The following is a 17,532-nucleotide window of genomic DNA, read 5'->3' as shown; positions in this document are numbered from 1 at the left end:
AGCATTATTTCCGCCAGATGGCTCCTTCCGATAGCATTCAGATGGAACTGCTGTAGGAATCCACCGTGATTGTGTATTTTCCATCTCCTTTCACATACTCCGTACCGTCGGTTCCCACAATGGAAACCGTTTTTTTGTCGGCTCCCACAATCCTGCCCGAACATTTCAGGGAAGAGAGAGTGCTGTCTCCCGTCACATTCCAGGCGGAGGAGGCGTCAATAATAAGCTCCGCCCGGCCGTCCCCTCCGTTCCCGGCATGAGACTCATCTTTGACGAATGCTCCCGTAAATACGCTGTTGTCCCCAAAGGTGCAGGCCAGCGTGCTGATGCTGTCCCAGATGATATCTCCCTCCATAATCTGACTGTCTGCCGTAAAGGTACAGTCGGCTCCGTTGGCGCCGCTCGTTCCCCATCCTCTTTTATTGGCATTTCCTGTACATTTCAGGAAAAAATCGTTGGAGGAGGAAGGTGTTATATCCACGCTTTTCAGATAAAACGTGCTTTCCGTATTGGTTGTATAGAAAAGCCCTCCGTTCTTCGAAGTCAGGCTTCCTCCCGTCATCTCAAACGTGCTGTTTCCCACCTCGGAATCTCCCGACATGCTCTGGTATAATATTACGGTCCAGTTACAGTCGTTTTGTTCGTTTTCAGGAATATTTCCCGTCAGTATGCAGTTTATAAGTTTCACTGAGTTAAGGCCTTCTATGCAGACGGCTTCTGAGCCGCCCGCCGTCAGTACGGCATCCTCGACCGTAATATCGGCCGTGGAGTAAACGGCTGGGGAGCCTGTTCCGTTTGATATGTAGCTGCCGCCTTTGACTGTCATGACACCGCTGCCACGGTCACTCCGAATAGCCGCGGAAGACTCCCCGTATGTTTCCACCGTCAGATTCTCGGCATGGAGAGTCCCGCCACCGGCAACATGGATTCCTCCGGATGTATCCTGCTTTGTTGTAATCACCGAATCGGATACATTTGCCGTGCCGCTTCCATAGCTGAAGATTCCCGCTCCGCCGGCGGAATCCGTATCAATCACTGCCCCACTTATATCAGCGGTTCCGTCGGTAACCAGAATCGCGGCTCCGACTCCGTAAAAGCTGGCGCTGTCTCCCCCTGTGCTGTCCGAAGAGGTTCTCGTCACCGTGGAATCCCTCATTGACACATTTGCCCCGTTTAAGATATGGACGGCATTTTCATCTTTTCCTGCGGAGGAATACGTCTCTCCCTCAGTCTCCGTATCTTCGGAATATTCCGTTGCCGCCTCATAAATCTCAGGCTCGGAATGGCCGCCTCCCGGGCCGCCCATTTCACCGGAACCGCCCGGCTCCATCCGTCCGGAAAGTCCGGTGACCGTCACTTTAACGGCCGTGTTTTCCGGGTCAATCTCCACAGTGACAATATCTCCGGTCTTAATATCAGAGGCGCTGATGATGCCGCCTTCCTCATTAATGAATTCGGTGGCGGAGGTCAGAACAGCCGTTACCGTCCTGCTCTCAGGCAGCTCTGCTCCCGACTCTCCGGAAGTTTTACCATCTCCGCGCCCCTGATTTTCATTCCCCTGTTCCGGTGCGCTCTCATTTTCTCTGCTTTCCCCCATCTGGTTTTGGACGTCCCCGTCCCCGCCGCGGTTATCTCCTTCCGGCCTCTGGCCATCTCTGCCCGGTTTATTGTCATCCCCGTCCGGCTTCTGGTTACTTCCGCCCGTTTTTTGATTATTTCCATCCGTTTTCTGACTGTCTCCGGCTGGTTTTCGATGCTCCTCATCCCCATTGGGGCCGTTTCCATCCTGATTCCGGCTCTCTTCATTCCGGTTCCGCTCTCCGCCTCCCTCATTCCGGCCGCCTCTGTCTCCCCGGCCGGGGTCCCCGGTGGATAATGTAATTTCCGTATCCGAAATTTCCGTAACACGGCCCGTTACCTCCGATGTATCTTTTTCACTATTTTCATCTGCCTCCGCTGTCGTATCCGTTACAGCGGCATTCTGTTTGTTCTGGCATCCGGCCATCAGAATCCCTCCGGCCAAAAGTACACAAAAGACTGCTTTTTTCTTCATAAATTTCTCCTTATTATTGATGACGGCACACCCGCCTTACCGGCCGCCTCAGATATTCATCTGTTAACGGGAGTATAAAGATGTATCCTGAAATGAGGCTGAAATTCACAAAAAGTTCAAAGTTTTCCATAAAAGATACGTGGTATACTATGAGCACTTGGTGAGGTCCTTTCGAACCTAGTGCGAGTCATATCTGGACACTTAATGAGGTTTCTTACGAATTTAGTGAGCAGATATACTATGAACACCTGGTGAGGTCCTTTCGAACCTAGTATATGATAAAACATCCGGAGGAATTTTATATGCGCATTCTGATCATCGAAGATGAAAAACGGCTGGCCGCCACTCTGGCTGATATTGTGAACAATTCCGGTTACTCCGCCGATATCTCCCACACAGGGACGGAGGGACTCTATTTTGCCAGGAGCGGCATTCACGACGCCATTGTGCTGGACGTGATGCTGCCGGGACTTAACGGCTACGAGATATTGACACGTCTTAGAAACGAACATATTATGATCCCGGTCCTCATGCTGACCGCCCGCTCGGAACTGGCCGACAGGGTGCGGGGACTGGATGCGGGCGCCGACTATTACCTGACAAAACCATTTGAAAATGACGAGTTTCTGGCCTGCCTGCGCGCTGTCCTTCGCCGTCAGGCCGATATTGTTCCGGACAGTTTCTCCTTTGGGGATCTGCTCCTCACCCCGTCCTCCTCAAAACTCTGCTGCCGGGAGCGAGAGGTTTCCCTGAGCGCAAAAGAGAATGAGATGATGCGCCTGCTGATCCAGAACAGCAGCCAATTTCTTCCAAAGGAGACCCTGCTGCTGAAGGTGTGGGGTTATGATTGCAACGTAAATGCCAACAGTGTGGAGGCTTATATCTCCTTTCTCCGCAAAAAGCTTCTGCTCCTAAACTCCTTTGTCCGCATTGCGGTTGTGAGGAATATCGGCTACCGGCTGGAGGTGCCTGGATGATAAAAAAACTCAGATGGAAATTCATCACTATCACGATGATCATTGTAACAATCCTGCTGGTATCGATTTTCGTAACACTCTACTACTCCACCAAAACGGGATACCGCCAGAGAAGCATGGATGCTCTGCACACCGCGCTGAAAGAAGACTTTCCCGCCAACAATCCTCCGCCGCCCCGCAGGGAGGAAACCCCGGTACTCATAGCGGATGTTGGCACGGACGGAACGGTCACAATAACAAAAAACAGGCTGGCGGACACGGACAGCAGCGATGCCGGAGCCTTAATCTCCCTGGTCAATGAAAAAAGGAAGCCGGCCGGAATCCTGGAGGAACAGCATCTGCGTTATCTGCGGGGCAACAAGAGCCCTGATGGCAGAATCAGGTATGTTTTTTCAGATATTTACGCGGAACAAAATTCCCTGCGCCGCCAAATTGTCTATTCTGCTGTGATTGGTTTCTGCGCGTTTGCCGCTTTCTTTCTCTTTTCCTTCTTCCTGTCGGGATGGGCTGTAAAACCCGTGGAAAGAGCGTGGGAACAGCAACGGCAGTTCGTCGCGGATGCCTCCCATGAACTGAAGACACCACTCACTGTCATCCTCTCCAATGCCGGTATAATGTCTCAGCCGGATGTGGTGCCGGATGAAGCAAACCGCCTGCGGATCGAACGTATCCGGGCCGAGGCGGAGCGCATGAAACAGCTCGTGGAAAGTCTTCTCACTCTCGCCCGCAGCGATTCCGGAAACGCTTCGGCCGCCTTCCGACCCCTGGATTTCAGTTTTGTTGTCAACAGCAGCATCATGACTTTTGAGCCGCTTATTTTTGAAATGGGAAAAAGGATATCATATGAGGTGGATAACAATATCAGGATTAGTGGAGATGAGAAAAAGCTGAGACAGCTTGCCGATATACTTCTTGATAACGCCTGCAAATACAGCCTGGAGGGAGGCTTAATCACGGTCGGCCTGACTGCCTCCTCCGGCAGAGGGGCCGTACTCTCCGTGGCTAATGAGGGGAAAGCCCTCACCGAGCACGAGATAAAACAACTCTTCCATCGGTTTTACCGGGCCGATCCATCCAGAAGCGACGTTGCCGGTTATGGGTTGGGATTGTCTATCGCGGAAAGTATAGTGAAAGAACATGGAGGAGAAATACGGGTTGAATCGGAGGAAAAGGGGGTAAACCGTTTTACGGTTGTTCTTCCTATTGGGGATTTGATTGAGAAATGAGGACGCCGCCGTCAGGCCGGGGACCGGGGTGGTGAAGGGGATCGATGAGTCTTTCGTCCCGGGCGTCAGGGTGTCGCGGGCGGGGAATACGGGCAGAAAAAGTTCCTGCGGGAAACGCTTTCGCTCGTTGGAGTACATAATGGTACTAACCTCGAAAAGACCTCGGTAAGTACCAATGAACTCCAGGTTCCCTCCGGAATCTTTTTCTCCCTTCTTCCCCGCAGGAAGGTTATGGCCGGGACGAAAGACTCAGCCAGGATAAGCGGCCCGGTCCCCGGCCTGCGGCGGCTGATCTGTCCTATTCCTTCAATGGGGGAGGCGCTTGTCGCTGCCACTACGTTTCTATAAGAATGCTTGAAAACTACATCCTGTTCACTATGAGACTATGTAACCTTATAACCTCATAATCTTAGAGTATTTATTCTGATACTCTTTTTATGCATCCTAGGATATCGTCAGAATGTAAAATAGTTCCGACTATATAGTGGAAGCGACAATACCACCTCCCCACTTGACGAAAGAGACAATCAGCCCCTGACGCCGGCGGACGGGGCAATAACCTTCGCTGAGTCTTCAGTCCCGTCGACAACCTGCCCGGGGAAAGAAGGAGAAAACTTTCCGAAGGGAGACCTTGGAATCCGCCGGTGCTTGATGAGGTCTTTTCGAATCTAGCATCCGCTGCGCATTCCACCAGCGGGAGCGAGTCCCCGTAGGAATTTTTTCTCCTGGATTCCCCCTCACAACAACCTGCAAACCGGGACTGAAGACTCATACACACCCTCCCACCACCCCGTCCGCCGTCTTACAGAGGCGTCCTCACATCTCAACTGATATGTAATGACTTTTGTCAAGTGTAAATTGCGGAACATCACCACAAACTTTTATTTTTTGTTTCTGAAGACATCTGGAAAGAGCTTCGGAGTGTCAGTTCCCGGCATTGGCCACTCTGATATACGTGGATTGGTTACCTACAGGTCAATGGTCCGCCGTGGGCTCTACCGTCTAAATGCGTGGATCACTGATATTTGTGCCAACATAGTTGAGGCGTAGATAGCCCAAACCTTGAAATGGCCGAAACCCTTTCAAGATGTCTTCAGTTGTTACTTTGGATTGTGGCCAGATGTATGTGGCACTGGCCAGCTTACATCGGCTTGTTTACCCGCTACAGTAGCGGGCGGTTACTGTCAGGGCCCTGACGCCGCAGGCGGTGCGCAGCAGCCTTGACCGGAGCCGCACGGTGCTGTACCCGCATCAGGCTATGTGATTTGTCATCATTCCCCACATGAAACAGGCCAGTTCCCTTGCGATTGCTGTTTTTGCTACATTGCTGCGCTTGTTCTGTCCAAGCACCATTTTATAATAGCGCCGCCTTAGACGTTCATTGGCTTTGTCTGCGTATGCAATCAACTGTTGGGTATTTCCCCTCTGGCGGGCTTTTAATTCCCTGTACTTGTACCCGATTTGCCCGCGGCTATAACTCTGCGCCGCTTCAACCAGCAACCGACGCACGTGGGTGTTCCCCGCCTTGGTGATGCCAAGCCTCTGGCGTCCGTCCCCGCTGGAATCTTCGCCTGGTACCAGCCCCAGGTACGATGCAAACCGGTCTGCTGTCGCAAACCGCTTGAAATCTCCAACCTCCACTATGACAGACAAGGCGGTCTGGGTTTTGACGCCAAGTAAACAGGTAAGCTTTTTGACATCTTCCCCATATTCCTCCCTGGACCCAAGCTCCTCAATACGCGGTTCAAGACGTTCCAGTTTATTGCTGAGATGATCGAAGGTCAACAGATATGCGTCGAGAATCTCCTTGTACAGGCCAGCCGAGGTCAAGGCCCTGAGCCATTTGATATGGGTTTGAGTCCCGCGGCTGCCGCCTCTCTCATAGCGATAATTATGGCGCAAACAGAATGCCAGGATCTGCTGCTTTATCTTTTTAAGCGCCAGCTTGTGGTCGGTTCGCATCCGGAGATATTCCTTGGTTTCTTCATCCTGCTCTGTGGGGATATGGACCGGGCTGTAATTATGCTGGGCCAGGCAGCGGCCAATCAGGGCAGCGTCGCGTTTGTCTGTTTTGATTTTTTTCTTCCCACGCTGCTGTAACATGGTAGTCGGAGCGAGGATTACGCAGTTAACATGATGTTCCGTTAACTGATGGTATAAAGTGAAGCCGAGACAGCCAGCCTCATAACCGCATATGAAATACGCATCCTTTCCGTAAATGGTACGTAGAAACTCGAGATATTTTAGGACTTGTTTGTAATCCGATTCGACTTTCTGGGCATGGGACGCTTTGTCTTCTTCGATTGTGAAGCTGCAAAGTGAAAAACTTTCCTTATGAACATCCATTCCTACGTAAACTGTGTTATAATTCATTTGATGACCTCCATTTGTATGCGGTAATCCCTGTTACCTTTGTTCTTAACAAACTTTAGTATACAGGTAAATCCACGAATTTACAAACTGGGGGTCATTACTTATTGTCTAAATCCCCATTTAAAAGACTGAACTATTATGTATACTTTTCTGCTCCGCCTTTATTTTCGTCCGGAAATCCGTCGGCGTATACCCGATATGCTGGCTGAACAACTTGGTAAAATGCGCCTGGTTCTGGTATCCGACGGCACTTGTAATCTCCGCAATACTCATATCCGTTCTCTGAAGCATGATCACTGCCTGCGTAATTCTGTAGTAAATGACGTAATTAATCGGAGAAATTCCGCATACCTGTTTAAACAGCCGGCTCAGGTGCGCGGGGCTGATGCCGAACCGGTGGGAAAGCTGGTTCAGGTTCAGATTCTCCGGGTAATGCTCCGAAATGTAGGCCAGCACATCCTGAATTGCAAACTTGGAATGGACTACCGGCTCGATTCTCATCGTCTGAGCCTGGCGGCGGATCCATATCAGCATTCCATAGAGCACCGATTGAAAAACTTCGTCGGCATAATTCCCATTTGATTTAAGCTGGGCAGCCAGCGCCCGGCAGCTCGATTCCAGAAAACAATTCTCACTTTCCATCGGTATCACAGAACAGTCCAGATTCCGGAAAAAGGAAGCCAGTTCATTATCTGTATCCTCCGTCCGTATCCCGATACTGTAATAGTTCAGGGCATCATGTTCTGAACTGGAATAGTAATGGAGGATATGAGGCGGAACGATGCAGACATATCCCTTTGTCAAAGGAATTTTCTTATTTCCAATATTTAAAAATCCATGTCCAGCCGTAATAACCACAAGTTCGGCCTCACCTTTGTGAAGGTGCCAGAAAAAATACCAGTTTGGCAGGTAATCTAAAAAACTGAAATGATACGCCTTAATAAACGGTTCCGGCAGGCGGTTGCTGCCGGATGCCTGCGATTCCTCCTGAAAGTCTATACTCCACATAAACTGCTCCTATCTTTTCACTCACGGACATGGGGATTGTCTTAATTATAAACCACCCTCTGCGGCCTGACAAGAGCAGAATGGCAAGAACGGAATGTACCATGGTAAGATCACGATAAATTTTATTGAAATAAAGCGTCATTCAATATAATACAAGATAAGATAAGAATCAACATGATAAGATCGGGAATGGGAATCAAATGCAGTCTGTGGTATATTTTTCTTAGTCTTTCGAAAGCAGTTTTTTTAATTTTCGTTCAAAAAGAGGAGGAAAGCCATGACGTTTCAAATTGTATTGGTTCTTATCGCATTTATTTTTATCTGCGTTACGCTGAGTTGGAAGAAAATCCCTACGGAACTCGGATGTATTGGTGCGATTACTGTTTTGTGGGTTTCGGGTGTTTTAAATACCCAGGAGGCCTGGGGGAATTTTGTCGGAAATACAATCATCTCAATGCTCGGCATGCTGGTTCTGGGCGGTGCACTTCAGAAGACAGGACTGCTGGGCAATATCTCCAACTTTCTAATCCGGGTTAAAGGCGGCGACCGGGTCATGGTGGCGGCGGCAATTCTGTTTCCGTTTATCATGTGCCAGTTCATGGCCGCAACACCGGCTCTCGTCATATGTCTCCCGCTGCTGGCGGAGCTGGCCGCCGTCTCCCGCGTCCCGAAGTCCAGACTGATTTTGCCGGCTGCCCTCGGAGCACAGCTTGGAATCGGGTTCTTTCCCATTGGAATGAGCACCGTCCTGTTTCTGCAGAAAAATGAGTTTCTAGCTAATCTAGGCAGCACGGAATCCCTGAAAATCTACGACATCTGCGCATCTCGTATTCCCGGCGCCCTGGCTGCCATCGTATTTGTTATATTAATCGGCTACAAACTGCTGCCGAAATCGAATCCAGACGCCGCCCCCTGCGCCACCCCGGATATTCAGTCCAAACTCGTATCCACGCTTCCGAAATGGAAGGAAAATGCGGTCTATATTATTTTTGTCCTCTCCATGACGGCTCTTTTCTTCAGCAGCCGCCTGGGACTTTCAGCCGGCCAAATCTCCGTAACCGCTGCCCTTCTTGTCGTTATCCTTGGCGTAATGGACGGAAAAGCCGTAACGGAAAGCCTGGTACACAGCCCGGTGATTATGGTCGGCTGCATGCTCTCTATGGCAACAGCTCTGACCAACAGCGGGGCCGCCGACATACTCGCAGTACAGATCGGCAGATTCATCGGCAATACCGAAAGCGCCACGGTGGTGGTCGCAGTTTGCTTCCTGTTCTGCGTGATTATGACACAGTTCATGGAAAACGGAGGTCTTGTCAATATCCTGACACCTCTGGCGATTCTGGCCTGCATGAACTGCGGTGTCAGCGCTCTCCCTGTCATCTGCGCTCTGGAACTCTCCTCCATAACGGCAATTATGACGCCAATGGCATCCGGGACCGCCGCGGTGGCCTTCGGAGCCGGAAAATATTCAATCCGGGAGGCCGTCCTGTTCGGAGCGCCGGTTATTCTGGTGGAAATGATCGTATCCATTATCTGGATGCCTATTTACTTCGGTGTATAACATCTATGAAAGTCATATTAAATAGAGAAAGGAAGACAGACTATGTCAAATACATTAGAGCTTAATTCGGCTCACTATCAGGTAAAAACACTGGAACTTAAGGGTTCCTCCATCACATACCGCTCATTCGGCGATCTGGTTTATGTGGAAAATCCCGTCTATCCGGAGTTTCAGAAAATGAATCTGTTCGTCCCCGAGGGTTACTACCAGGGTGAGATGATCAACGGATTTTCCGCCGAAACGGCTCCCATCTTTTTTCCCAACGCTGTGGGCGCTTATGCGGCCGGCCGCGCAGACCAGCCAGGATTCAATTTCCGTCTCTGGGCCAGGGATCAGGTAAATGCCCTGTTCGTCGCGCTTCAAAAAGGATTTGTCGTTGCTGCTCCCGCCTCAAGAGGACGCAGCCTCCAGGACCGGCAGGGACATTTTGCCGGCTGCGCTCCGGCAGCCATCATCGATCTCAAGGCAGCCGTGCGCTTCCTCCGCCATAACCGCGGCCGTTTTCCCGGTGATACCGAACGGATCATCAGCAACGGAACCAGTGCGGGGGGAGCGCTGTCAGCGCTTTTAGGCGCAACAGGAAACTGCTCCGATTACGAGCCTTATCTGGAAAAACTGGGCGCGGCAAATGAAAGGGATGATATCTTTGCCGCCTCCTGTTTCTGCCCAATCATGAACCTGGAGCACGCCGACATGGCCTATGAGTGGCTGCTGGAAGGGCTGGATGATTTCCATTCCCTCCGTTTCCACACGGAAAACGGCAAACTTATCCCAGAGCCGTACGAAGGTCTCCTGACCTCCGCCCAAAAGGACGCTTCCAGGGAACTGCGGCAGATGTTTATTTCCTATCTAAATGGACTTGATTTGAAAGCCGGTAGTAAGACACCACTGAGGCTGGGCACAGACGGTCTGGGCAGCTTCCGCGAGCACCTGTCGGATCTCCTGAGAGAATCCGCCCAGGCGGCCCTGGACCGCGGCGGAGATCTGTCGGACTGTCCGAACCTTCACATCGAAGAAGGGAAGGTCGTGTCCTTCCATCTGGACGGCCATGTGAAAGCCGCCGGAAGGATGAAACCGGTTCCTGCTTTTGATGTCTGGGAAAACAATTCCGCAGAAAATGAGCTGTTCGGAACAGCGGAAAGTCAATTTCAGCATTTCACGAAGTACGGTCTTGCCCATGATACGGGCGGCGGCTCTCTGGCGCAGCCGGAACTGACACGGATGATGAATCCCATGGAGTATCTGGACGGTAAAACCTCCGACACCGCCAGTCATTGGCGAATCCGCCACGGCTCCCTGGACTGCCATACCTCCTGGGCTATACCGCTTATATTCGCTGAAAAGCTCAGAGAGTACGGTAAAAACGTGGACTTCCAGTTTGCATGGGGAAAAGAGCACTGCGGTGATTATGATATGGAGCAGATGTTTGCATGGATGAAGGATGTGGCGCTTCAATAGAGCCGTCCTTTGTGATAAAAAGGAGGGATGCAAAGCCAGCATAAACTGGTTTTGCTCCCCTCCCTTTGATACGGGCGCTCATCGGCTATATTTAAGCCGCTTACATGTGGTTCATGCAAAACATCCGGCGAGGTCATTCCAGGCCTGATCCTTTGTATTCGCCCATGAAATATTGAATCCTATGGCGAAAAAGTATTTACTTATCAATATCAAATTCCTTCGCATTATGCACGGTCAGCAGTTCCGGTTTGAATTCAAAGATATCCTCCGGGCCGCTTCTCGTGTATTCACCGTTTAATATCTGTTCCATAAATTCCACGCATTTGACCGCCATCTTTACGGAAGACATACCCGGGCTGGCGTACAGTCTGCAGTCTTCTCCCGTATTCACCATCAGCTCTTTCTGCTCCTCGGTAGCGTCGTATCCGATTACATAGACATCCGTCTTTCCGGCGTCCTGAAGTGCATTGTATGCTGCCATCGTACACTCGGCCCAATAGCAGAAAAATGCATCGGCATCCGGGTAGGCCGTAATCATATCGGTTGCCCATATATAACATCCGTCGGAGGTTCTGTCCGACGCACGGTTCATCACTACCTCCACGTCGGGATAATTCTCCGCCAGGTAATCCTTAAATCCGTTGATTCTCAGGCCGCTGGATGCGATGGACGGCTCGTCCTCAAACACGATAATCTGTGCGTCCTTTTTACCGTCAAGAGCCTCCATGCACTGTTCCGCCGCCATGATCCCGCCCTGATAATCGTCGTAGCACACTGATGCATCGGCCGTACCATCCGATGCCAGGCAGTCGAAGTCCACAATCGGAATTCCGGCTTCTCTGGCGATTGCCACCGCATCGTTGGCACCGTCCGTGTCGATGGCCGTATAAATGATTCCGTCCACTCCCTGTGTGACGAGATTCTCAATAATCGTATATTCGGATGCCCAGTCCCCGGCCGGATCCATGATTACTGCTTTCCATCCTCTGGATTCAATCTCCGCCTGCGCAGTATAGGCAAACGATGACTCAAAAGACATTGCCATATTCCAGGGAACAATCGCGATCGTAAGCTCCTCACCCGCCGCTTTTTTCTCTTCCTCCGTTTTTGGCTCCTCCGCTTTCGTATCTTCACCATCAGCCTCTTTGGCGGCATTTTCCTCCGTCTTTGCCGCCTCTTTCGTCTCTTCCTGTTTGCTGCCGCACCCGCTCAGCAGTGATGCCGCCATTGCCGCCGCCAGTAATACACCCATCATCTTTCGTTTCATAATACACCTCTCCTTTGCTTTTTACTTTATCTCCTTTTAAAAGTTACTTTTTCTTTGTCTCTTTACTTGATATTCTGTTAAACCACTGCGCATAGAACACAGCCAGTACCATCAGACTGCCCCTCACCACATACTGCCAATTGGAGCCGATGAACATCAGGTTCATTCCATTCGTAATCATACCCATCATCAGAGCCCCGAGAAAGACGCCCAAAACCATCCCTTTGCCTCCGTTGAGAGAGACACCTCCGATCGCGCAGGCGGAAATGGCGATAGCCGCATAACCGCTCCCCGCATTCGGCGTGGCTGAACCTACTCGCGCAGTGGACAGCACTCCCGCGATGCAGGCCAGACCGGCGCTTATAACATAGGTGGAAAACCGGATCCGCCTTACATTGATGCCGGATATAAAGGCTGCCTGATAGCTGCCGCCGATTGCATATATCTTTTTGCCATAGGTCGTCTTCCCCAGCACAGCAGCCACCAGCACGAATACCGCTATTAAAATGTAGATGGACACGGAGATTCCCCCAAACTTACCGGAGCTTAAGTTCTTAAAGGCTCTCGGCAGAGAAGTCACAGCTGTATTTTTACAGACGATATAGACAATCCCCCTGATGGCGGTCTGCGTTCCCAGTGTCACAATAAACGGGTCAATTTTTGTCCGCGATACAATCAGTCCATTCACTGCCCCGAAGATACAGCAGATAAAAACTGAAATCACAATCGCGCAGAAAAGATTTGTCTTAACTCCAAAGAGTCCGTCCGTAACAAGCAGCGCACAGCAGGTTCCTCCAAGGGCGCTGATGGACTCAATGGACAGATCGAATGTGCCGTTAATCAGCGGAAACGCCAGGGCACATGCCAGAATCCCATATACCACGATCTCCTTCAGGACATTATTCGCATTGGTCAGTGTCAGGAAATTACCGCTGTAGCTCTGAACAATGGCCGAAAATACGATAATTAGGCAAAGCAGGCCGGACAGCTCAAAATATCTTGAGTGCTTTACCCGATGCCATATATTGACTCCTGTTTCTTCTTTTGTCTTCATAGTTCGTCACCTCACACACAGATTTTGGGAGAATGCGAAATCGCCAGCTTCATAATCGCCTCCTCCGTCGCATCTTCCCTTTCAAGCTCTCCGGACAGATATCCCTCGTGCATCACCAGGATCCGGTCACTGATTCCCAAAAGCTCCGTCATCTCCGAGGATACCACGATAATCGCCATCCCCCCCGCTGCCAGTTCATTGATAATTCTGTATATCTCGGCCTTTGCGCCGACGTCCACTCCCCGGGTCGGTTCATCCAGAAGCAGGATGGATGGGGATGAGGCCAGACATTTGCCCAGTACCACCTTCTGCTGGTTCCCTCCGCTTAACATTCGGACCATCATTCCGCTTCCGGAAGAGCGGATTTTCAGTTTATTAATATACTCCCAGCTCAGCTCCTGCGATTTTTTCCGACTCATTATTCCAAATGTGGAGATCTTCTTCAGTACGCTAAGGATCAAATTCTGCAGGATTGACTGTTCCAGAATTAACCCCTGATCTTTTCTGTCCTCCGGCACCAGGGCGAATCCTCTTTTCAGCCCTTCCGCAGGCGAACAGTTCTTAATGGGAACTCCTTCAAGAATCAATTCCCCCTCGCAGGCGTCTACTCCGAAAATTGCCCTGAGAAGCTCGGTTCTCCCCGCTCCCACCAGACCGGCTACGCCCAGAATCTCCCCCTTCTTCAGTTCAAATGAGATATTCATGATTCGGCCGTTGGTCAGATGTTTTACTTCCAGTATCGTATCACCGGCCCGGTTTGTTTTATCGGGAAACTGTTGGTCCGGCTGTCTTCCTATCATCATTCTGACAATGCCGTCCACCGTAGCCTGGCCGACGCTTAAGGAACCCGACGGTTTCCCGTCACGCAGCACCTCCACCCGATCGCCGACGGCAAAGATATCTTCCATCCTGTGGGAAATCAGGATTACCGCAATTCCTTCTTCCCTGAGTTTTCTGATAATCTGATAGAGATTTTCCGTCTCCTCGGTGGTGAGGGCCGCCGTCGGTTCATCGAAGATAATAATCGAAGCGTCGTAGGACAGGGCCTTAGCAATCTCAATCAACTGGCGCTGAGCCACACTGTACTGCCGCACCAGCGAATCCGGCGGAAAATGGATTCCAATCCGGTCCATTAGCTCCTCAGCCTCCCTCTTCAGTCCCTTCCCATCCACAATTCCTGCATTCGCCTTATACCGCCCTACAAAAATGTTTTCCGCCACGGTCATCTCCTCTATCTGCACCAGTTCCTGGTGCACCATGCTGATTCCCAGGCGGATGGCATCCAGTGGGCGTTCAATCTGTACCTTCCTGCCGTCAATGAAGATTTCTCCCGAGGTCGGTTTCTCGACACCAGCCAGAATTTTCATTAATGTCGATTTACCCGCTCCGTTCTCACCGCAGAGGCACAGAACCTCTCCCTTTCCCAGTTCCAGGTTCACATCAGTCAGGGCCTCAATGCCACCGTAGTTTTTGTAAATATGTCTCATTTCCAGAATGTTTTCACTCATATAGAACTCCCTCAGATTGGCCGTTTTAAACCTGAATCCTGTGCAGCCTTGCCGCATTCTGATACATAATCCCGTCGATTTCCTTCCCGGTGAACAGCGGCCATCCGCTGGCCTTACATATGGCGTTTATCTTTTTCGTCACGTATTCTACCCACCGCATCACGTCGTCATAGGGATCCGCCCCAAAACAGTCGAAATTGCAGGCCACAAAGTCGGTGGCGAACATCACCTGGCCGATTACGCCGTATTCTTTTGCCAGAACCAGGTTCCAGACCGTCGAAACTTCCCGGTCGTAGCACATAGCCAGATCCGTATACAGATTCTCATCCGTGGCCATCTGCGTAAAGAGCTGTTCCGCCCAGGGGTATCCCAGATGCTCCACATTGATTCTCAGGTTCGGAAAATCCAGGACTATCTCATTCAGATCGTAGAGCGAGGTGTACTCGGCCGGCGCCAGAATTGCCTTTCCGATCTGCGCGGAATGGTGGAACTGAACCACAATTCCCTGCTCATCTGCAAATTCGTAGAAAGGATAGGCCGCGTTCACATTGGAGTGGTAATGGCTGAACGGAGGAGCCATCAAAACGCCCCTGCATCCGTTTTCCAAAACAGCCTGTTTCAGATATTCAAAGTCTTTCTTATTGAACCGTCCGCCTTTGTCCACCGCCTCCACGCTGCAAAACGGGATAAAAAAATCAGGATATTTGTGATAACATTCCATCACATACTCTTCTCCAAATGAAGTGTCAAAAATCCTCCGCATCGCCTGTCCCATGGCGACCGCTTTTTCTACTCCTGCCCGCCTGTAACTCTCCACCAGAAAATCCACATCCGTCGTCTTTTCCGGAAACGACATCCCGTATTTTCCGTATGTCTCCGCCGAAAAACCGCTGCTCTCTGCCAAATGCATATGCGCGTCAATAATCATATTAAACCTCCTGCTCTCTTATCTTTCGCCCGCCGTGTATCGGTTCGATCCATCCTGAACTATTACTCCGCCGTACTGCATTACCTGTATCCGTTGATACAATACTATCATTGGTGCAACTTTTATCACAAGAACTTTTTCACCGCCATATCTCACAAATTTATCGGTTAATTTTTGGTTAATATCCACAATTTCCTGATTTATCCATTTTATTCTTCTTAATTTTATATCAAAATATGTTTTTACATCCTATTATTATTTTACATATTAATAAAATCAGATTGACATTCCATTCAAAAATTGATAAATTCTTTTATATGATAAACTTTTATCTGAATCAGGAGGCAACGGTATGAAAAACGCAAACGTAACATTGCAGGTAATAGCCGACAAGGCGCATGTTTCCAAGGCCCTCGTATCAAGAGTGCTCAACAACAGACCCGTCAGAGTGTCCGAACAGAAAAGGGCGCAGATTTTAAAGATTGCGAATGAACTCGATTATATCCCTTCCGGACAGATTCTTACCGGTGTATCCTCACCGCGGCTCAATAAGACGATTGCCCTCATACAGCCAAACCTGAACTTCCAGTTCCTAGCCCAGATTACGGAAGGTGTCATTGAACACGCCTATGACAACGGATATTCCGTCATTGTGTTTGACAGCAAAGAGGACAGCGCCCTGGAATTAAAATACCTGGAACTCTGCCATACTCTGGGTGTGAACGGCATTATCCTGAACTCCTTCGCCAACAGCAATAACAGGAATTACATCGAAAAACTGCATGAATGGGAACTGCCCGTGGTCTTTATCGACTGTTATCCCAATGATAAACGTTTTTCCATCGTCTCCTCGCAGAACCGGGATTATATGTGCCTCCTGACTGAAAGCCTGATCGCCAGAGGCCACCAGAATATTTTAAGCATCATCCAGGACAAGTCCACCCTGACCAATGTATCCCTGGAGCGCTTAAACGGATATTATGCCGCGATGAACAAACACGGACTTCCCGGATATAATGAGATTATTTATCCGGACCGCGATTACAGGCAGCAGCCGATCTTCTCGCTCTTAAATTCCTCACAGAAGTTCAGCGCATTTATCATCAATACGGCATGGGATGTCCCTAATTTTATCAACCTGATTCATGAGACTAAGTATCTGGAGCATAATGATTTTGAGATTGGGGTGTTTGACGATTTTCTGATACCGTTCACCGAATACAGCGCCGGTTCCAACAAGAATATTTATGATAAGATCGTGAGCGTCGTCACGCAGCGCCCGAAAGAAATTGCCGTCCAGTCCGTGGATATCCTGATAGAGAGTATCAAAAAGGGTGAGGCTTTCTCTCCTGTGCAGAAATTTACGGACTGCGACCTTGTTCTAATCAAACAGCCGGAAAAGATGTAAGAATGTCCCAAAGCTTTCCGGCAATACTGCCGTGGCCCTGGGACATCCGTTGGTTGGAGAAAAAGACTGAGACTGTCTTTTTCTCCTTTTTTATGAAGGTAAAGTGTTTAGGTAAAGAGTTTACGAAGTGTAATTTTATATCAGTATTATCATTTTCTTGAGCGGATCTGAGCCTTTCACGCCTACTTTATAAGCTGCTCAATCTGATCCCATATTTCATTCATCTGTCTGGCGCTGTCGAGAGCGTCTTTTTTCTGTTCCAGGGCCTGGTTCAGTTTTGAAATGGCCTCATCATATTTTTTATCTTTTGCATCCTGACGGTTCTTTGCCTTCAGGACTTTCACCTGGCTGTCGGCTTCCACATAGGAAACGCGGACGTCCTCCAGATTATCCTTCAGCGCATTCACCTGTTTCCACAGCTCCTTATTTTCTTTCAGTTTCCCGGCCTCTTTCTGAGCCTTTTTTGCGGCCTTGCACGCATCGGAAACCGCTTTATTCTCCGACTTCAGGCTCTTGATCTCTTTGCCCGTATTCTCCATCTCCTGGCGTATCTGTGCCGATTCATTTTTATACTCCGACTTTGTTTCCGCCGCAAATACCGGAAAATTCATTATGCAGACAAGGGCTGCGGTGCATAATATTAACGGTGTTTTTTTCATTGTTCATTCTCCTTTCAATGTCTGTCATGTAGTTCTTAATGTGGTGCTGTTT

13 protein-coding genes are annotated in these 17,532 nt (G+C 49.9%); 5 read left to right on the top strand and 8 right to left on the bottom strand.

Annotated features, from left to right (window positions below; genetic code table 11):
* Positions 1 to 37: 37 nt before the first annotated feature.
* On the bottom strand, positions 38 to 2,053 hold the full coding sequence (locus tag EJL91_RS13275; RefSeq protein ID WP_125142449.1) for an ICP22 family protein: 2,016 nt from the start codon (positions 2,051 to 2,053) through the stop codon (positions 38 to 40).
* Between the two features lie 302 nt (positions 2,054 to 2,355).
* On the opposite strand from EJL91_RS13275, the gene EJL91_RS13270 reads away from it, so the two are divergent.
* Together EJL91_RS13270 and EJL91_RS13265 are read left to right on the top strand one after the other, a co-directional pair.
* A complete protein-coding gene (locus EJL91_RS13270; protein WP_125142448.1) occupies positions 2,356 to 3,030 on the top strand; it encodes a response regulator transcription factor in 675 nt (224 codons plus the stop codon).
* Complete coding sequence (locus EJL91_RS13265) at positions 3,027 to 4,256, top strand: sensor histidine kinase (protein WP_125142447.1); 1,230 nt, start codon at positions 3,027 to 3,029, stop codon at positions 4,254 to 4,256. The genes EJL91_RS13270 and EJL91_RS13265 overlap by 4 nt, the downstream gene beginning before the upstream one ends.
* 1,251 nt (positions 4,257 to 5,507) lie before the next feature.
* On the opposite strand, the gene EJL91_RS13260 is transcribed toward EJL91_RS13265, so the two are convergent.
* Both EJL91_RS13260 and EJL91_RS13255 read right to left on the bottom strand, forming a co-directional pair.
* Positions 5,508 to 6,629, bottom strand: coding sequence for an IS110 family RNA-guided transposase (locus EJL91_RS13260; RefSeq protein ID WP_125142446.1), 1,122 nt, complete (start codon positions 6,627 to 6,629; stop codon positions 5,508 to 5,510).
* Between the two features lie 120 nt (positions 6,630 to 6,749).
* Positions 6,750 to 7,637 carry an AraC family transcriptional regulator gene (locus EJL91_RS13255; RefSeq protein WP_125142445.1) on the bottom strand — a complete coding sequence of 296 codons (888 nt, stop codon included), beginning with the start codon at positions 7,635 to 7,637 and terminating at the stop codon, positions 6,750 to 6,752.
* A 277-nt stretch (positions 7,638 to 7,914) separates the two neighbouring features.
* On the opposite strand from EJL91_RS13255, the gene EJL91_RS13250 reads away from it, so the two are divergent.
* Both EJL91_RS13250 and EJL91_RS13245 read left to right on the top strand, forming a co-directional pair.
* Complete coding sequence (locus tag EJL91_RS13250; protein ID WP_125142444.1) at positions 7,915 to 9,198, top strand: SLC13 family permease; 1,284 nt, start codon at positions 7,915 to 7,917, stop codon at positions 9,196 to 9,198.
* Between the two features lie 42 nt (positions 9,199 to 9,240).
* A complete protein-coding gene (locus EJL91_RS13245) occupies positions 9,241 to 10,656 on the top strand; it encodes a subtype B tannase (RefSeq protein WP_125142443.1) in 1,416 nt (471 codons plus the stop codon).
* Positions 10,657 to 10,852: 196 nt separating this feature from the next.
* Here EJL91_RS13245 and EJL91_RS13240 read toward each other — a convergent pair whose 3' ends face one another.
* The 4 genes from EJL91_RS13240 to EJL91_RS13225 are packed head-to-tail and all read right to left on the bottom strand — an operon-like array spanning position 10,853 to position 15,413.
* Positions 10,853 to 11,923 (bottom strand): sugar ABC transporter substrate-binding protein, encoded by a 1,071-nt coding sequence (locus EJL91_RS13240; RefSeq protein WP_125142442.1) that lies wholly within the window; start codon positions 11,921 to 11,923, stop codon positions 10,853 to 10,855.
* A gap of 43 nt (positions 11,924 to 11,966) precedes the next feature.
* Positions 11,967 to 12,977, bottom strand: a complete 1,011-nt coding sequence (locus EJL91_RS13235) for an ABC transporter permease (protein WP_125142441.1) — start codon at positions 12,975 to 12,977, stop codon at positions 11,967 to 11,969.
* 11 nt (positions 12,978 to 12,988) lie between these two features.
* Entirely contained in the window at positions 12,989 to 14,485 is a 1,497-nt protein-coding gene (locus EJL91_RS13230; protein ID WP_125142440.1) for a sugar ABC transporter ATP-binding protein, read from the bottom strand.
* A 25-nt stretch (positions 14,486 to 14,510) separates the two neighbouring features.
* A complete protein-coding gene (locus tag EJL91_RS13225; RefSeq protein ID WP_125142439.1) occupies positions 14,511 to 15,413 on the bottom strand; it encodes an amidohydrolase family protein in 903 nt (300 codons plus the stop codon).
* A 352-nt stretch (positions 15,414 to 15,765) separates the two neighbouring features.
* On the opposite strand from EJL91_RS13225, the gene EJL91_RS13220 reads away from it, so the two are divergent.
* On the top strand, positions 15,766 to 16,821 hold the full coding sequence (locus EJL91_RS13220; protein WP_125142438.1) for a LacI family DNA-binding transcriptional regulator: 1,056 nt from the start codon (positions 15,766 to 15,768) through the stop codon (positions 16,819 to 16,821).
* 182 nt (positions 16,822 to 17,003) lie between these two features.
* Here EJL91_RS13220 and EJL91_RS13215 read toward each other — a convergent pair whose 3' ends face one another.
* On the bottom strand, positions 17,004 to 17,480 hold the full coding sequence (locus tag EJL91_RS13215) for a hypothetical protein (RefSeq protein WP_125142437.1): 477 nt from the start codon (positions 17,478 to 17,480) through the stop codon (positions 17,004 to 17,006).
* Positions 17,481 to 17,532 lie beyond the last annotated feature (52 nt).

The organism is Clostridium transplantifaecale, assembly GCF_900626075.1.
GTDB lineage: Bacteria > Bacillota > Clostridia > Lachnospirales > Lachnospiraceae > Otoolea > Otoolea transplantifaecalis.
The sequence above is the reverse complement of the archived record's forward strand: the minus strand, read 5'-3'. Positions and strand labels throughout refer to the sequence as shown.

What these genes read in the sequence shown, in the direction of transcription:
- EJL91_RS13225 (WP_125142439.1), bottom strand. Translation starts at nt 15,413, where the DNA reads ATGATTATTGACGCGCATATGCATTTGGCAGAGAGCAGCGGTTTTTCG.
- EJL91_RS13245 (WP_125142443.1), top strand. Translation starts at nt 9,241, where the DNA reads ATGTCAAATACATTAGAGCTTAATTCGGCTCACTATCAGGTAAAAACA.
- EJL91_RS13220 (WP_125142438.1), top strand. Translation starts at nt 15,766, where the DNA reads ATGAAAAACGCAAACGTAACATTGCAGGTAATAGCCGACAAGGCGCAT.
- EJL91_RS13260 (WP_125142446.1), bottom strand. Translation starts at nt 6,629, where the DNA reads ATGAATTATAACACAGTTTACGTAGGAATGGATGTTCATAAGGAAAGT.
- EJL91_RS13275 (WP_125142449.1), bottom strand. Translation starts at nt 2,053, where the DNA reads ATGAAGAAAAAAGCAGTCTTTTGTGTACTTTTGGCCGGAGGGATTCTG.
- EJL91_RS13235 (WP_125142441.1), bottom strand. Translation starts at nt 12,977, where the DNA reads ATGAAGACAAAAGAAGAAACAGGAGTCAATATATGGCATCGGGTAAAG.
- EJL91_RS13240 (WP_125142442.1), bottom strand. Translation starts at nt 11,923, where the DNA reads ATGAAACGAAAGATGATGGGTGTATTACTGGCGGCGGCAATGGCGGCA.
- EJL91_RS13265 (WP_125142447.1), top strand. Translation starts at nt 3,027, where the DNA reads ATGATAAAAAAACTCAGATGGAAATTCATCACTATCACGATGATCATT.
- EJL91_RS13255 (WP_125142445.1), bottom strand. Translation starts at nt 7,637, where the DNA reads ATGTGGAGTATAGACTTTCAGGAGGAATCGCAGGCATCCGGCAGCAAC.
- EJL91_RS13250 (WP_125142444.1), top strand. Translation starts at nt 7,915, where the DNA reads ATGACGTTTCAAATTGTATTGGTTCTTATCGCATTTATTTTTATCTGC.
- EJL91_RS13230 (WP_125142440.1), bottom strand. Translation starts at nt 14,485, where the DNA reads ATGAGTGAAAACATTCTGGAAATGAGACATATTTACAAAAACTACGGT.
- EJL91_RS13215 (WP_125142437.1), bottom strand. Translation starts at nt 17,480, where the DNA reads ATGAAAAAAACACCGTTAATATTATGCACCGCAGCCCTTGTCTGCATA.
- EJL91_RS13270 (WP_125142448.1), top strand. Translation starts at nt 2,356, where the DNA reads ATGCGCATTCTGATCATCGAAGATGAAAAACGGCTGGCCGCCACTCTG.